Origin of the sequence: Chryseobacterium sp. NFX27, from assembly GCF_049887855.1 — a bacterium.
Lineage (GTDB): Bacteria > Bacteroidota > Bacteroidia > Flavobacteriales > Weeksellaceae > Chryseobacterium.
In genome coordinates, this window is sequence record NZ_JAGEKK010000008.1 from 166,768 (window position 1) to 182,991 (window position 16,224).

The following is a 16,224-nucleotide window of genomic DNA, read 5'->3' on the forward strand; positions in this document are numbered from 1 at the left end:
TACAATATGAAAAAACAAATTTTAGCAGCAGCTGCGGTAGCAGTATTCGCTGTGTCATGCACAAAATCAACGACTAAAACAGAACAGGTTGAAAACGCGGACGGATCTTTAACAACCACTACAACAACGGTTTCAGAAACACCTTCTGCAGTGATTGATACCGCTAAAATAGATAAGGCTAAAGAAGATGTAAAAACTAAAGTTGATGCAGCTGGAAATAAAATAGACGATGCCGCTCAAAAAGCTAAAGAAGATCTTAATAAGGCCGGAAAAGATATCAAAGCCGGAGCTCAGGAAGTTGGCCAGGATGTAAAAGATGCTGCTGCAAAAGGAGCCGCCAAAGTAGAAGAGGGAGCAAAAAAGCTGAAAGAAGATCTAAATAAATAGTGATACTAATATACAGAAAACGCAGTCAAATTTCGACTGCGTTTTTTATGAGATATATTTTTCTTTTAAGGGAGAACGCGAAATTCTCTCTTAATGGTAAAGTAGCTTCTACCGTTTAAAATCCAATGGTGCTCATCTTTCTGTATCTGAACTTACTTTACGGCAAATTTACATATTATTAAGTTCCAGTAGAGGGTCTATATATTCCCTGTCATTGCTCAGTCTCGGGACTTTATTCTGGCCGCCGAGTTTTCCTTTAGATTCCAGCCAGCGGTAAAAAAGATCCGGTTTTGCAATGTGGACAATTGGTCTTTTCAGGGTCAGATTATTATACCTTTTGGCTTCATAGTCCGAATTAATTGTTTTCAGATGATGATCAAAAGCATCGGTAAAACGTTCCAAGTCATCCGGATGCCGGCTGAATTCAAAAATCCATTCATGGGCGCCGCTTTCATTTTCTTTCATGAAAACAGGAGCTCCAGTAAAATCGGTGATGCTTGCCCCGGTAACTTCACAGGCTTTGGTAAGGGCAGACTCCACATTGGTGATCATAAGTTCTTCTCCAAACGCATTGATATAATGCTTGGTTCTTCCCGTAATTTTTATTCTGAAAGGATTGGTTGAGGTAAATACAACCGTGTCCCCGATCAGATATCTCCACAGTCCTCCGTTTGTTGTGATCACCAGTGCATAATTTTTTCCCACTTCAACATCTTCCAGGCTTACCACTTTCGGATTGGAAAAATGAAACTGATCCATCGGAATAAACTCGTAAAAAATACCATAATCCAGCATCAGCAGCATTTCATCGCTGTCAGATCTGTCCTGTATGCCGAAGAAACCTTCAGAAGCATTGTAAATTTCATAGTAATTGATCTTTTTTCCGATGATCTGCCTGTACTGGTCCTTGTAGGGTTTAAAGCTGATTCCACCGTGAAAAAAGACCTCTAAATTAGGCCACAGCTCAGAAATACTTCCGCTGCCCGTCTCTTTTAAAACTCTTTGAAGGAGAACCATCATCCAGCTTGGTACTCCAAGGATACTTCCCACATCTTCATTTTTTACTTCCGATGTAATGGCTTTAAGCTTACTTTCCCATTCAGCCATCAGGGAAACTTTTTTACTTGGCGTTGTGGTGATCTCTACCCAAAAAGGAAGATTGTCAATTAAAATAGCAGAAAGGTCTCCGAATTTGGTATTGAAATCTGCATGAAGCTCAGAGCTTCCGCCCAAACGCAGGTTCTTATTGGTGAATAGTTGGTTATCCGGGTGGTTATTGGCATAGATGGAAACCATGTCCTTTCCTGCTTTCATGTGGCAGTATTCGAGGCTTTCTGCAGAAATTGGGATAAACTTGCTTTTGGCATTTGTGGTACCCGATGATTTTGCAAAATGTTTGATGTAACCAGGCCAGCTTACATCCTTATGCCCCTGTCTTGCCTTTTCAATATAGGGTTCAAAATCTTCATAAGCAACGATGGGAACCTTGTTTTTAAAGTCCTGATAGCTCGAAATTGAATTAAAGCCGTATGTCTTGCCGTATTCAGTGTCTTCCGCATGAAACAACTGCGAAAAGAGTATACCTTTCTGGGTTTCAATAGGATGATCCATGAAATTCTGAATCTGATCTATCCTTTGACGGATAAACCAGTTGACGACAGTATTGAAAAGTGCCTTTGTTGCCATTCCAACAAATATAATAATATTTGGATTTTTAGAGAATTTTTATGGTGTTAAATAAAAAAAACCGCTACAAATTATGTAACGGTTTGGTATTTAGATTTATTATTTTTAGCAATACTCATCAAAAGCTGCCTGAAGATTGGCTGCAATAGCCCCTGCAGGATTTCCTTCAATGTGGTGTCTTTCCAGCATGTGAACTAGTTCTCCATCCTTGAAAAGAGCTACGCAAGGTGAGCTTGGAGGGAATGGAGCCAGGTGCTTTCTTGCTTCTGCTACAGCTTCTGTATCAAAGCCTGCAAAAACAGTTGTTAAATGATCAGGCTTTTTATCTCCCGTCAAAGAATATACAACTCCCGGTCTTGCTGCACCAGCCGCACATCCGCAAACGGAATTAATAACCAATAGAGTAGTTCCCGGCTGTTTTAAAGCCTCTTCTACCTGCGCTGGAGATGTTAAATCTTCGAAACCTTTATCTGTAAGTTCTGCCTTCATAGGCATTACCAAATCTGTTGGATACATATTTTTTGTTTTTATCGGTACAAAGTTAAACAATTCTTTGCGTTTGTTCAATATATAAAAACTATCAATGCTTTAGTCATAAAAAATTAATATAATATTAATATTTCAATAATATATTAAAAAAGATAAAATAAAATGATGGATAATGGTAATTATTTGTTAAATTTGAAATGATTCTAAAAGAACTGACCATGAAAAAAACATTTACAGCTTTCCCTCAAGCTCTCAAATTATTTAACACGGCATGATGCACAGCAGTTAAGTAAAAGCTTATTCAGTTTTGAATATAATAAACTGAATTAAAAAATTAGAATATCCAAAAATGAAGCCCGGAACGCTAGCGTTCCGGGCTTCTTTAATCAAATCGATATGCAAAGGTTGGATATCCTGTTTTAAGTATAGGGAATTCGGTTATTTATCCTCAGCCCGAATGGGTTCAATGTTTACGAAAGCAGCTTTTTAGCCATTTCGGAAATACTTTTTCCGTCAGACTTTCCTGCCAACGCTTTTGAAGCCGCTCCCATCACTTTCCCTAAGTCTTTGGCAGACTCGGCTCCGGTTTGGGCAATAATATTCTTAATTTCTGTTTCCAGTTCTTCCGGGCTGAGCTGTTCAGGAAGGAACTTCTCAATCACTTTCATCTGGGCTTCTTCTACTTCCGCAAGGTCATTTCTTCCCTGTGCAGCGAACTGTTCGAAAGAATCCTTACGCTGCTTGATCATTCTCTGCAGGATGGCAATTTCCTGTTCCGCAGAAATTTCAGCGCCTCTCGCTTCCGTCTGTAGATTTAAAATCTGAGCTTTTACAGCTCTCAGAGAGTCCAGAGCAACTCTGTCTTTTTCTCTCATCGCTGTTTTAATAGCTTCACTTATGGTATTTTCTAAACTCATGGTATTTAATTTATCAATGTAAAAGTGTATCAATGTACCAATTTTGAACAAGCAATTGTTACACTGTTAAATTGATACATTGTTACATTATTTAGTCAACATCTTTATTTAAAAATCTGTTTTCTCTCACCTGCATGGATCCGTTGTTGTCAGACAGATAGGTGTTGATATTCTGGTCTGATGCATTAGTTCCGTCAATGGCGATATTCTTTCTTTTGAAAGCAGGAACAGATTCAAATTCACTTGTGCTGTCAAAGCTTTGATAGCGTGAATTGAATTCTTTCAGTTTATTTCTTCTTTCCGAAATTCTTTCCTGATCCACTGCTTTATTCACAAAAGTGAATTCTGACTCAGCCGGCTTTGGAGTTTCAATTTCAGTTTTTTCCTCAAAAGCTGGTTTTGTTTCAGCTTTCGGTTCTTCCTGTCTTGTCTGGAAGATAGCTTCAACTGCCTGAACCGGGATTTCAGTTACTGCACCGGCAGGAGCTGAAAACTCTGCTTTTGGCTGTCCGAAATCTGTTTTAGGCTCATTATTAGATGAAGGCTGATTGTTTACAAAGAAACTGAACTCAACAGGTTTTTCATCAGAAAAAGCACGGGTTGCCGGAGTAGACGGAGTTTCATCTTTTCTCGTATCAAAATCAAATTTGAAAGATTCTATTTCCAGATCATTGGGATCTTCTCCTTCTTCATCATCATGAGAAAACAGGCTGTAGGATTCTTCTTCCGCTTCCTGTTCATTTCTCCAGCTATTCTGTGTATCTTCCTCTTGATCAAAGAATTTTATTTCTGTTTTAATTTCTTCTTCTTTAATAATCATTTTTTTTTCAGAAGAAGTCATCCCGAACTGTGGAGCATCGCTGTCTTCATCATCCAGTCTGAATGTGTGTTTTCCTCCGAAATCACGCGTTGTTTCAGATGTGGCATCTCTTTCTTCCCTTGTTTTAAAAGGAGAGGCTTTCGGAGTCTCCAGACTGTCGTTAAGGCTGATTCTGATCTTCTCTGTAGGGCCTGCAAATCTTTTACTGTCATTTGAAAAACCAGTAGCGATAACAAGAACGCTTACAGAATCTCCCAATTCCTCATCAGCACCCACCCCGAAGATAATATCAGCGGTATTTCCGGCTTCTTTCTGGATATGGTCCATAATAACCCCGATCTCATCCATGGTTACTTCTTCCGCACCACTTCTGATCAATAGAAGGACGTTTTTGGCACCGGTGATCTTGTTGTCATTCAACAACGGAGAATCCAGCGCTTTTTTAACGGCTTCTTCTGCCTTATTTTCACCTGAAGCAATTCCTGTAGACATCAGAGCCGTACCGGAGTTCTGAAGGACAGATTTGGCATCTCTAAAGTCAATGTTTACATCAAAGTAACCGGTAATAACTTCTGCCATTCCTTTCGCGGCATTGGTTAAGACTTCATCGGCTTTTGAGAATCCCTGCTTAAAGCCAAGGTTTCCGAACTGCTGTCTTAATTTATCATTATTGATCACAATCAGTGAGTCAACATTATTTCTTAGTTTTTCAAGTCCTATTTCGGCCTGTTCAAGTCTTCTTTTCCCTTCAAAGCTGAAAGGGACGGTAACGATACCTACCGTCAGAATTCCCATATCTTTGGCTACTTTGGCAATAACAGGAGCGGCTCCTGTACCGGTACCACCTCCCATTCCGGCTGTAATGAACACCATTTTGGTATTCTGGCCCATGGATGCTTTGATCTCTTCGATGCTTTCAATAGCAGATTTTTCCCCAACTTCAGGGTCTGCTCCGGCACCAAGACCTTCCGTGATGGTAGTTCCCAGCTGTACTTTGTTGGCAACAGGGTTATTGTCTAAAGTCTGGGCATCGGTATTACAGACCACGAAATCTACTCCGTAAATACCTTTCTCGTACATGTGTTTCAGGGCATTGTTTCCGCCGCCTCCTACACCGATTACTTTTATGATGGATGAATTTCCTTTTGGCAAATCAAATGAAAATCCTTGTGTACCTATATTTTCCATAACTATGCTTTTTATAATTGATGATTGACGAATGATAACTGATGAGTGATAAATGGCGCCGGCAATACACTGTGCATTTTATTTATCAATTATCAATAATCTTCTATCATTTATACTTTACTCTACTTCTTCAAAGAATTTTTTAACTTTTTCCATAAGCGACTGCCCGAAAGTCAGTTTCGCTCTTCTGTTTTCCTGTTGCTCACTCATAACGGACTGCTCCTGAACTATTGCTGCCGGCTGGCTCTGCTGAACGGTTTCCGTCTGTACCGGAGCCGTTTCTGCCTTAGCCATTTCCTCTTCAATAAGTTCTTCTGTTTCTGAGCCCTGTTTTTTGTCGCGGATCTTTAAACTTTCCATCAGCAAGCCGATTGATGTAGCAAATTCCGGGCCTTTCAGGTACTGATTTTTATCGTTTGCAATATATTCGTTCGCAAAACCGATTCTGCTGTCAAATCCTGTTGTATAATTGGCAAGCTGGCGAAGATGCTTTAAGTTAGATCCACCTCCAGTAAGGACAATCCCTGCAATCAGTTTTTTCTTTTGCTCAAATGCCCCATAGGCTTTTAATTCCGTATTAACCATTTCAAGAATCTCTTCTACTCTGGCATTGATGATCTGTGCCAAAGTTTTAAGGGAGATTTCTTTATCCGGTCTTCCATGAAGTCCGGGAATAGTGACAAATGTACTGTCTTTTTCTAATTCAGGAACGGCAGAACCGAATTTTACTTTCAATTGTTCTGCATGTTTTTCTATAATGGAGCAGCCTTCTTTGATATCTTCCGTAATGATTCCGCCTCCGTAAGGAATGACGCAGGTATGACGGATGATATTGTCTTTGAAAATTGCAATATCTGTGGTACCACCACCGATGTCTACAATAGCAACTCCGGCTTCTTTTTCTTCTTTTGTTAATACAGCTTCTGAAGACGCCAAAGGCTCCAGGGTAAGGGCTTCCATTTCCAGGCCGGCCTCTCTTACACATCTTGCGATGTTTCGGATGCTGCCCATTTGTCCTACCACTACGTGGAAGTTAGCTTCTAAACGTTTTCCGTGCATTCCTACCGGCTCCTGAATTTCACCTTCGGAATCCACCTTGTATTCCTGTGGAAGAACATGGATAATTTCTTCTCCGGGAAGCATCACAAGCTTCTTTACCTGATCTTTCAGTGCTTCAATGTCGTCGTCTGTAATAAATTTATCCGGATGCTCACGCATGATATAGTCGGAATGCTGCAGAGAACGGATGTGTTTTCCTGCGATACCTACTGTCACTTTACGGATAGGAACTCCTGCGCTGGACTGTGCTTCAGAAACGGCGGCCTTGATTGAATTAATGGTCTGTGAGATATTATTCACAATACCTTTATGAACTCCAAGACTTTTGGCCTTTCCAACCCCGAGAACTTCTATTTTCCCGTGCGCATTCCTCCGCCCGACAATCGCGACAATCTTCGTTGTCCCGATGTCCAGACCTACTGAATACTCTTGATTTTCCATTTTATGTCGATTTGATTTTTTCTTCTACTTTTTCTTTGTTTTCCAAACTGGGATTTATTCCAGTTTTATGCTAGATTGTCCATCAGGACTTTTTTATTCTATTTTTACTTTTGCTTTTGGCTTTTTAGCCGCCGGCTTCTTCTCTGTTTTTGGCTTGGCTGTCGTTTTTGGTTTTATGTTTTCCTTCGGTTTTGCTGAAGGTGTTTTTGTTTTATTTGTTGCAGTTCTTGGCAGTACATCCGGTTTTTTTACGGCTGCGAGAACCGGAGCTTTTGCGAGCTCTTTATTGCCTGCTTTAAGAATACTGTCGTTTTCTTTGAAATAAGGATTTAAAGTGGTTACAATCTGGTTCTGGTATTTTACAGAAACCATACTGTACTTTTGGGGATCCTGAAAAACCAGATATTTTTCTACAAAGGTTTTCAGTCCTTTTACTTTAAATTCAATATTATCAAGATCTCCTATTTCCACTTTATAATTTCCGTCGCTGGTCAGAAGATTATAATCGTCTTTGTCTTTTGAAATTCCGATAAAGAATTTTTTACTGAAATCATCTTTATCAATTTTCCCAACCAGCTCTGCCAGTTTCTGATATTCATCCGGCTTCACATTGCCGGTTACCAGCATGCATGGATGCGAGTAGGTTTTGGAAATAGGAAATTCGGTTCCTTTTTCATCTACATAGAAGTCTCTTCCTTCTTTATTCAGCCTGAAAACAGGAACTCTCTGTTTAATATCGAGATACAGTTTTCCGTTCAGGTTCAGATAGACATTGGCACTGTCTACGGCAGGAAGTGAATTTATTTTCTTTTCCAGCACCGGAATATTGAGATCTCCTACTTTTCCGGAAGGGTTTTCTTTTTTTACAATTTCGCGGATATCTTTCTCATCAATAAAGTATACAGGTGTTTTTTCATTCATTTTTACAGAAATCTTATTGTCCGTGATCTTCTGGCCGCTGAATCTCTTCAATGAGAAACTCAGCAGTAATCCAAGGATGATCACTGTGACAGCAATTTTTAATATTCTGTATTTATTTTTCATATATTTTGTACAATGTAAAAAGTACAGAGTACGATGTATTTTTAGTTATTTATTATAATTTATACTGTACATGAAATACTTTTTACATTGTACTTTGTACAGAAGAATTTATCCATTCACAAATGGGATCATACAGGGTGTCGATATTTCCTGCGCCAACCGTGAGAAGAATGTCAAATTCTTTTTCTTTTATTTTTTCAAAAGCACCGGACAGGTCCGATTTTTCTTTTTTATCTAAATTCACCTTTTCCAACAGCCAATCAGAAGTTATTCCTTCGAAATTTTCCTGAAGCTCTCTTGCAGGATAGATGTCAAGAAGGACCAGTTCATCAGCTTTACTTAGGCTTTCTGCAAATCCGTCCGCGAAATCTCTTGTTCTGCTGAAAAGATGCGGCTGAAAGACCACTAACAGCTTTTTATCCGGGTAAAAGGTTCTTATTGAACCCATTACCGCATTGATTTCCGTTGGGTGATGGGCATAATCATCAATATAAATTTTACCGTTCGGATAAATATGCTTGGTATATCTTCTTTTAATTCCTTTAAAATTGGCAATAGCCTTTTTCAGGGTTTCAAAATCTACGCCTAAATTGTGAAGGATCGCCAATGCTGCTGTAGCATTTTCCACATTATGGATTCCGGGGATCTCCCACACGAAATCTTTTATGGTTTCAGAAGGAGTATGGAAATCAAAATAGATCTTATCATGCTCCATTCTCAGATTATCTGAATAATAATCCGCCACTTCATTAACAGCATAGGTTTTATGGTCTCTGCCCACATCCAATCCTTTTCTTACGAAAAGCTGTCTGTCATTCGGAGCAAGGGCTGCAAACTGCCTGAAACCTTCTTCAATCATATTTTTGTCACCGTAAATATCCAGATGGTCTGCATCGGTAGAAGTTACTACTGCCCAGTCAGGAGAAAGAGTCAGAAAGCTTCTGTCATATTCATCTGCCTCTACTACGGAATACTGTGTGCCATTATACAGAAAGTTTGATTTGAAATTCTCAGAAATACCACCTAAAAAGCATGAAAACGGAAGATCAGATTCTTTACAAAGATGAGAAACCAATGTAGACGTTGTTGTTTTTCCGTGGGTTCCTGCTACAGCGATACAGTCTGTATTCTCTGTGATCAGACCCAGAACTTTGGCGCGTTTTAAAACTTCAAACTGATTCTGGTTAAAATAATCCAGGATCCCCAGCGTTTTGATGGCGGGAGTATAGATTATCAGAGTATTTTCTGGTTGAAGCTCTGTTATTCTTTCGTCAATGGTGTCTTCAAAAACAATATCAATCCCTTCGTTCATCAGCTGTGTGGTCAACTTGGTATTGGTCTTGTCATAGCCCAGCACTTTTTTGCCTGAGGCATTGAAATAACGTGCCAAAGCACTCATCCCGATACCTCCGATGCCTACGAAGTAATAATTTTGATATGTTTCTAATATGTTCATTCTTTTTGTATTAATGTATTTTGTAAAATGTATTCCTGTATGCTTTTGTCGTTAATACTTTTTACATTGTACTTTTTACAGTTTTAAATATTTCATCTACAATTTCTTTTGCTGCATTTGGCTTGGCAAAATATTCCAGATTTTGAGACATTTCGTCTCTTAAACTTTCATTGATGCATATCTCCTCCAGCGTATTCCAGAATTTGTCCTGCATTTCAGAATCTTTAACCATTCTGGCTGCATTTTTTTCAACCAGGTTCATGGCATTTTTGGTCTGGTGGTCTTCCGCTGCAAATGGGAATGGGACCAGAAGAACTGGCTTTTTAGCTACTGCCAGTTCTGAAATGGCAATGGCTCCGGCCCTTGAAACAATAATGTCAGCTGCAGAGTAGGCCAGTTCCATATCTTTGATGAATTCCAGAATCTGAATGTTTCTGCTGTCGCTATCTTTTGTTTCTTCTACAATATCTTTATAATCAAGCTTTCCTGTTTGCCAGATCAGCTGATAATCTTTTTTGATTACTTCATTTAAATGAGATTTCCAGGCATTGTTTAATGTTCTGGAGCCTAAAGAACCCCCTACTGAAAGTATCGTAAGCTTATCTTTATTCAGTCCCATTTTTTCTTTTGCCTGAGCGGTTTCCTGCATTCCTGTAATAATATTCTCACGGATAGGGTTGCCCAGGAATTTTATTTTTTCAGCAGGGAAGCCTTCCACTTTCGGATAAGCTGTGAAAACCGCCTTAGCTTTCTTGCTCAGTATCTTATTCGTTACACCGGCATGGGCATTCTGCTCCTGAATGAAAATTGGGATTCCCAATTTACTGGCTTCATATAAAGCCGGTCCGCTTGCAAAACCTCCTGTTCCTACCGCAAAATCAGGAGCAAAACTTTTAATGATCCTTTTTGATTTGGATAAGCTTTTCAAAATTTTGAAAGGCAGTCCTAGATTTGATAATATATTCCCTCTGTCGATTCCGGCAATATCAATTCCTTCAATTTTATAACCTGCCTGCGGAACTTTTTCCATTTCCATTTTTCCGTTGGCTCCTATGAACAAAAATTCTGTATCAGGAAATCTTTTTTTGATCTCTTCTGCAATGGCAATAGCCGGGAAGATGTGTCCTCCTGTTCCGCCGCCGGATAATACTACTTTCAGTTTTTTGTTCATTTTTATTTTCTTATTGATACCGGTTATTTTGGATTAAGCGATATCATTAATTTCTGCTACACTTTGTTTTTTGCCCATTCCTTCTTCATCGTAAATCTGGATTCTTGAGCTTATATTTAAAATAATTCCAAGCTGGAGATAGGTTACCAGCATGGAGGTTCCTCCATAACTTATCAGTGGCAGCGGCTGTCCTGTTACCGGGATCAGATTAACGGCTACTGCAATATTGACAGCAAGCTGTATGAAGATCATCACCCCGAGACTGAGCACGAGCAGCGACCCGAAAAATGCGGGCATTTTGCTGGCAATCATGACAATCCGGATCATCATGATGAGATAGAGACATATCAGAAAAGCAGCCCCGATCAATCCGTATTCTTCTACAATCACGGCAAAAATAAAATCGGAGGCAGACTGTGGAAGCATTTGTTTCAATGCACTTTTCCCAGGTCCCATGCCGGTAATTCCACCATGCACAATAGCGGCTTTGGCCTGCATTACCTGATAATTCTTAGCTTTTACGCTTTCGTCGTCTACATCAGCGGTTTTTGCTTTGCTGGAGGTAAAGGTTTCAATCCGGCTCATCCATGTATGTACACGGTTTCCACCGATGAGGTTGGTGTTTAATGCAATAATCAGGAAGAGAACAATGGCCACAACCGATGAAGATATAAAGCCTGCAATGTATTTCCAGTGAAGCTGTCCTATGATCAGAACAATTACAGAAACCATCAGGATCATCAATGCTGTAGAACCGTTGTCTTTCGCTACCAATACAAATACCAGCAGGATGGGCCCGAAGATGTACATAATGTTCTCAATCGGAAGCCTTTCCCGTGTTATTTTCTTGGTCAGATACCTGCAGAGATAAATCACAAGCATTAAAAACGCAAATGATGACGGCTGGAATGAGATAGGTGTTCCCGGGATTTTCAGCCATCTTGAAGCACTGGCCCCATCAATGGTTTGCCCTGTAAACATGGTGATTACGAGCAGAACAATCATTAAGCCGAGCAGGATACTGCTGAGCTTTCCGATATACTCATATTTCACCATTCCAACCACTCTCATGATCACCAGACCTAGAACTACAAAGAACATATGCTTGATAACGTGGCCTGTAGTGGTCCCGTTATTAACAATATATTCCAGATTTGAACTTGCAGAGTATACCGGGAAAATAGAGAAAATGGAGATCACAAGGATGACCATCCAAAGTACTTTATCGCCCTTTAGCAATTCAATTCTGCTTTCTGTGTTCTGTTCGTCCATATTTTTGTATTGATGTAAAATGTATTGTACAATGTACTTTTACATCCAACTTTTCTTTTACTTTAATACCTGCTCCTTAAACTGTTTTCCTCTGTCCTCATAGCTTTTGAACAGGTCAAAACTTGCGCAGCATGGGGAAAGAAGAACGGTGTCTCCGCTTTTTGCCAGTGATTTTGATATTTTCACGGCTTCTTCCATGCTTGACGTATCATAAATGAATTCTTTTTTGTCTTTAAAGAAGTCTATGATCTTCGTATTGTCTATTCCCAAGCAGACAATTGCTTTTACTTTTCTTTTAACGAGCTCTTCAATTTCTGAATAGTCGTTTCCTTTATCTAATCCTCCCACGATCCATACTGTAGGAGTTTTCATGCTTTCTAAAGCGTAGTAAGTAGCGTTTACGTTCGTGGCCTTACTGTCGTTGATGTATTTTACACCATTGGCTTCTGTTACAAATTCAAGTCTGTGCTCTACGGCCTGGAAAGTCATCAGTGAGTTTCTGATGCTCTCGTTGTTGATTTCCAGTATTTTACCGGCAATGGAAGCCGCCAGGCTGTTGGCTACATTATGGTTTCCAAGAAGGGAAAGTTTGTCAATTTTCATTGAAAATTCGTCCTTCATTTTTACCACGATCTGATCGTCATCCATGAAACCTCCTTCAGCCAGTTTTTCTTTTGTGGAGAAAGGGATCATTTTCGCTTTTATTTCCAGCTTTTCAAGAATATTTTTACTCATTTCATCATCTTTGTTGTAGATGAAGAAATTGTCATTTTCCTGATTCTCGGCAATTCTGAATTTAGCTAAAGCATATTCTTCATAATTGTAGTTGTACTGATCCAGGTGATCCTGAGACAGGTTCAGGAGCAGGGAAATATAAGGTCTGAAATTCTGAATGTCATCCAGCTGGAAAGAACTTACTTCCAGAACATAATATTCATGATTTTCGTCAGCCACCTGCTTTGCAAAGCTGTAGCCGATATTTCCTCCGAGCCCTACATTCAGTCCGTCATTTTTTAGGATGTAGTAGATCAGGGAAGTGGTTGTTGTTTTTCCGTTGCTTCCTGTAATGGCAATGATCTTCGCATCAGTAAATTCTGAAGCAAATTCAATTTCAGAGGAAAGTCTTATTCCTTTTTCATGAATTTTGTGAACGATCTCCGCCTTTTTGGGAATTCCCGGGCTTTTTACGATCCAGTCGGCATTTAAAATCCTTTCTTCGTTGTGGTTTCCTTCCTCAAATTCAATTTCATTGTCGGCTAAAAACTGCTTATAGTTATCCTTAATAGCGCCTTTGTCTGAAAGAAAAACCTCCAGACCCTGTTTTTTCGCTAAATAAGCAGCTCCGCATCCGCTCTCTCCACCTCCTAAAACAACTATTTTCATATTTATTCTTTTGTAAAATGTAAAATGTATTAATGTAATTTGGTTTTATTTTTAATACTCTTACTTTAAAATTTATCTCATTTTTAATGTGATCAGGCATACAATAGCCAGCACTACACCGATGATGATCATTCTGTTCACGATCTTGCTTTCGTGAAAGCCTCCTTTCTGATAGTGATGGTGTAATGGCGACATTCTAAAAAATCTGTTATTCTGAGCGTATTCCAGCCCGTATTTTCTTTTTCTGTATTTGAAAACAATCACCTGCAGCATAACAGACACATTTTCAATCAGGAAGATCCCGCATAACACCGGAATCAGAAGTTCTTTTCTTAAAATAATTGCTAAAACGGCAATGACCCCTCCCAGCATCAGACTTCCTGTATCGCCCATAAAAACCTGTGCAGGATAGGTATTGTACCAGAAGAAACCAATCACGGCTCCTACCATGGCTACCGCAAAAATGGTGGTTTCACCCATATTCGGGAGGAACATGATATTGAGGTAGTCTGCAAAAATAATGTTCCCTGAAAGATAGGCGAACAGGGCAAGGGTAAGCAGTATGATGGCACTGGTTCCTGCTGCCAGCCCGTCTATTCCGTCTGTGATATTGGCGCCGTTTGATACGGCAGTCACGATGAAAATAACGATCGGGATAAAGACAATCCATGCCCACTCATGGGCATCTTTATCATTCACCCAAAATAGAATTCCACTGTAATCGAACTCATTGTTTTTGGCAAACGGAACGGTAGAAACGGTGATCTTTTCTGTAGGCATAAAGTTCTGCTCTACATTGTTTCTGTTTACCACTTTTGCGTCTGCATACTTTCTTTTAACGGTAATATCCGGGTGGAAATACATTGTAATTCCGACAATTAGCCCTAATCCGACCTGGCCTACAATTTTAAATTTTCCGCTCAGACCGTCTTTATTTTTCTTGATTTTCTTTAAATAATCATCTACAAAACCTATAGCACCCATCCATAACATGGAAACAAGCAGCAGAACGATGTATACATTGGTGATTCTGGTAAAAAGAAGCACCGGAATGATGGTTGCAACGATAATGATCAGTCCGCCCATGGTAGGAGTTCCTTCTTTCTGCTTTTGTCCGTCTAGCCCAAGGTCACGTACCAATTCGCCCATCTGTTTTGATCTCAGATAGTTGATGATCCTCTTTCCATAGACCAGGGCAATAATGAGAGAAAACAGCACAGCGATGCCTGCCCGGAAAGAAATGTATTTCAGCATTCCCAATCCCGGTATGTGGATTCCCTGACTGGTTAGATATTCGTATAGATAGTATAGCATAGTTTCAATTATTAATAAATGATAAGTGATTATTGATGAATGATAAATTACTAGCTTCCAATAATCGTTTATAAATTTATTTACTCATTAACTTCCAAAGTTCGTTGATCGTCTCTTTGTCGTCAAAATGGTGTTTTACGCCATTAATTTCCTGGTAGTTTTCGTGGCCTTTGCCGGCTACTAAAACAATATCTTTCGGTTCTGCAAACCTGATCGCCATTTTTATGGCTTCTTTTCTGTCCGGAATTGAAGTGTATTTGCTGAAGTTTTGAGATTCAACACCTGCTTCAATTTCTTTGATGATCTGGGCAGGATCTTCTGTTCTCGGATTGTCTGAAGTGATGATTGCCAGTGTTGATTTTCTGGTGGCAATATTTCCCATTTCAGGTCTTTTGGTGTGATCTCTGTCGCCTCCACACCCGAAAACGGTGATCAGTCTTTCGTTTTTCGTTCTGATGTCATTGATGCTGTCCAGAATATTTTCTAAAGCATCCGGAGTATGTGCATAATCGACGATGAAGAAAATTCCTCCATCTGATTTGAATGTTTCAAACCTTCCGGAAACTCTTTTCAGCTTACTGATCGCCTGTAAAATTTCATCCTGCTCAAAACCCAATTCGGAAGCAATTCCAAACACCAGCAGTAGATTATAGACATTGAATCTTCCGGTCAGTGTGGTCCAGAATTCTTTTCCGTTGAAGTTCAGAAGCATGCCGTTGAAATCGATTTCCAAAGATTTTCCATGGTAATCGGCCATGGTTTTCAGGGCATAAGACTTCTTTTTTGCTTTTGTGTTCTGAAGCATTACCATACCGTTTTTGTCATCTACATTTGTGATGGCTACGGCAGAATCTTCGAGTCCGTCAAAAAACCTTTTCTTTGTTTTAAGATATTCGTCGAACGTTTTATGATAGTCTAAATGATCGTGGGTAAGATTGGTGAAACCTGCCACTTTAAAATGTAAGCCTTCAATTCTGTTTTGGGCAATTCCGTGAGAACTTACTTCCATAAAAGCAAATTCGCAGCCCTCTTGAACGGCCTGAGCTAAAATTTTATTAATGGTAATAACATCCGGAGTGGTATGTGTTGCCGGAATAATTTTTTCACCGATTCTGATTTCCACTGTAGAAAGGAGTGCAGAATCATAGCCTAAGTTTGTGAATACATCAAAAAGAAGGGTAGACACAGAGGTTTTTCCATTAGTTCCGGTAACGCCGATCAGTTTAAGCTTCTGAGATGGGTTTCCATAAAAGTTGGATGCCAGATATCCCAGTGCCTTGGATGAATCTTTCACCCTGATGTAAGTTACCCCTTCATCCATTGTTCCGGGGAATTCTTCACACACAACAGCTTTTGCACCTTTTTCAACAGATGATGCAATGTATGAATGTCCGTCTGCAACGGTTCCTCTCACTGCAATATAGAGTGAGCCTTCCGTGATCTTCCTGCTGTCGAAAACCAATTCTGTGATCTCACGGCTATCATCGCCGTGAATTTCTAAAACTGGAATCCTTTTTAATAATTCTGTTATTATCATTTTATACCTGACAGGAACTTTCCTATCCTTTATTAATAGTCCTTTTGGGACTGGTTCTGT

At 39.6% G+C, this 16,224-nt stretch carries 13 protein-coding genes; 1 reads left to right on the forward strand and 12 read right to left on the reverse strand.

The genetic code is table 11. The features are described from left to right. Positions 1-6: 6 nt before the first annotated feature. Positions 7-387: a hypothetical protein gene (locus tag J4Q03_RS11305; RefSeq protein WP_426048278.1), complete on the forward strand. Its 381-nt coding sequence runs from the start codon at positions 7-9 to the stop codon at positions 385-387. A gap of 168 nt (positions 388-555) precedes the next feature. On the opposite strand, the gene J4Q03_RS11310 is transcribed toward J4Q03_RS11305, so the two are convergent. The 12 genes from J4Q03_RS11310 to J4Q03_RS11365 form a co-directional block, all read right to left on the reverse strand. After that, a complete protein-coding gene (locus J4Q03_RS11310; protein ID WP_426048279.1) occupies positions 556-2,073 on the reverse strand; it encodes a GH3 auxin-responsive promoter family protein in 1,518 nt (505 codons plus the stop codon). A 105-nt stretch (positions 2,074-2,178) separates the two neighbouring features. After that, on the reverse strand, positions 2,179-2,589 hold the full coding sequence (locus tag J4Q03_RS11315; protein WP_034701172.1) for a BrxA/BrxB family bacilliredoxin: 411 nt from the start codon (positions 2,587-2,589) through the stop codon (positions 2,179-2,181). A 443-nt stretch (positions 2,590-3,032) separates the two neighbouring features. After that, complete coding sequence (locus J4Q03_RS11320; RefSeq protein WP_426048280.1) at positions 3,033-3,479, reverse strand: GatB/YqeY domain-containing protein; 447 nt, start codon at positions 3,477-3,479, stop codon at positions 3,033-3,035. 91 nt (positions 3,480-3,570) lie between these two features. After that, entirely contained in the window at positions 3,571-5,487 is a 1,917-nt protein-coding gene (ftsZ, locus tag J4Q03_RS11325; protein ID WP_426048281.1) for a cell division protein FtsZ, read from the reverse strand. A 117-nt stretch (positions 5,488-5,604) separates the two neighbouring features. After that, the gene (gene ftsA, locus J4Q03_RS11330; RefSeq protein WP_426048282.1) at positions 5,605-6,987 is read right to left on the reverse strand and encodes a cell division protein FtsA; all 1,383 of its coding nucleotides are present in this window, start codon (positions 6,985-6,987) and stop codon (positions 5,605-5,607) included. 93 nt (positions 6,988-7,080) lie between these two features. Beyond that, complete coding sequence (locus J4Q03_RS11335; RefSeq protein WP_426048283.1) at positions 7,081-8,031, reverse strand: cell division protein FtsQ/DivIB; 951 nt, start codon at positions 8,029-8,031, stop codon at positions 7,081-7,083. A gap of 82 nt (positions 8,032-8,113) precedes the next feature. Continuing rightward, a complete protein-coding gene (gene murC / locus J4Q03_RS11340; RefSeq protein WP_426048284.1) occupies positions 8,114-9,487 on the reverse strand; it encodes a UDP-N-acetylmuramate--L-alanine ligase in 1,374 nt (457 codons plus the stop codon). Between the two features lie 61 nt (positions 9,488-9,548). After that, entirely contained in the window at positions 9,549-10,658 is a 1,110-nt protein-coding gene (murG, locus tag J4Q03_RS11345; protein ID WP_426048285.1) for an undecaprenyldiphospho-muramoylpentapeptide beta-N-acetylglucosaminyltransferase, read from the reverse strand. A 33-nt stretch (positions 10,659-10,691) separates the two neighbouring features. Further along, positions 10,692-11,930 (reverse strand): FtsW/RodA/SpoVE family cell cycle protein, encoded by a 1,239-nt coding sequence (locus tag J4Q03_RS11350; RefSeq protein WP_426048286.1) that lies wholly within the window; start codon positions 11,928-11,930, stop codon positions 10,692-10,694. A 57-nt stretch (positions 11,931-11,987) separates the two neighbouring features. Beyond that, positions 11,988-13,313, reverse strand: a complete 1,326-nt coding sequence (murD, locus tag J4Q03_RS11355) for a UDP-N-acetylmuramoyl-L-alanine--D-glutamate ligase (protein WP_426048287.1) — start codon at positions 13,311-13,313, stop codon at positions 11,988-11,990. A 72-nt stretch (positions 13,314-13,385) separates the two neighbouring features. Then, positions 13,386-14,627: a phospho-N-acetylmuramoyl-pentapeptide-transferase gene (gene mraY / locus J4Q03_RS11360; RefSeq protein ID WP_426048288.1), complete on the reverse strand. Its 1,242-nt coding sequence runs from the start codon at positions 14,625-14,627 to the stop codon at positions 13,386-13,388. Between the two features lie 76 nt (positions 14,628-14,703). Continuing rightward, positions 14,704-16,164, reverse strand: a complete 1,461-nt coding sequence (locus tag J4Q03_RS11365) for a UDP-N-acetylmuramoyl-L-alanyl-D-glutamate--2,6-diaminopimelate ligase (protein WP_426048289.1) — start codon at positions 16,162-16,164, stop codon at positions 14,704-14,706. Between the last annotated feature and the right edge of the window lie 60 nt (positions 16,165-16,224).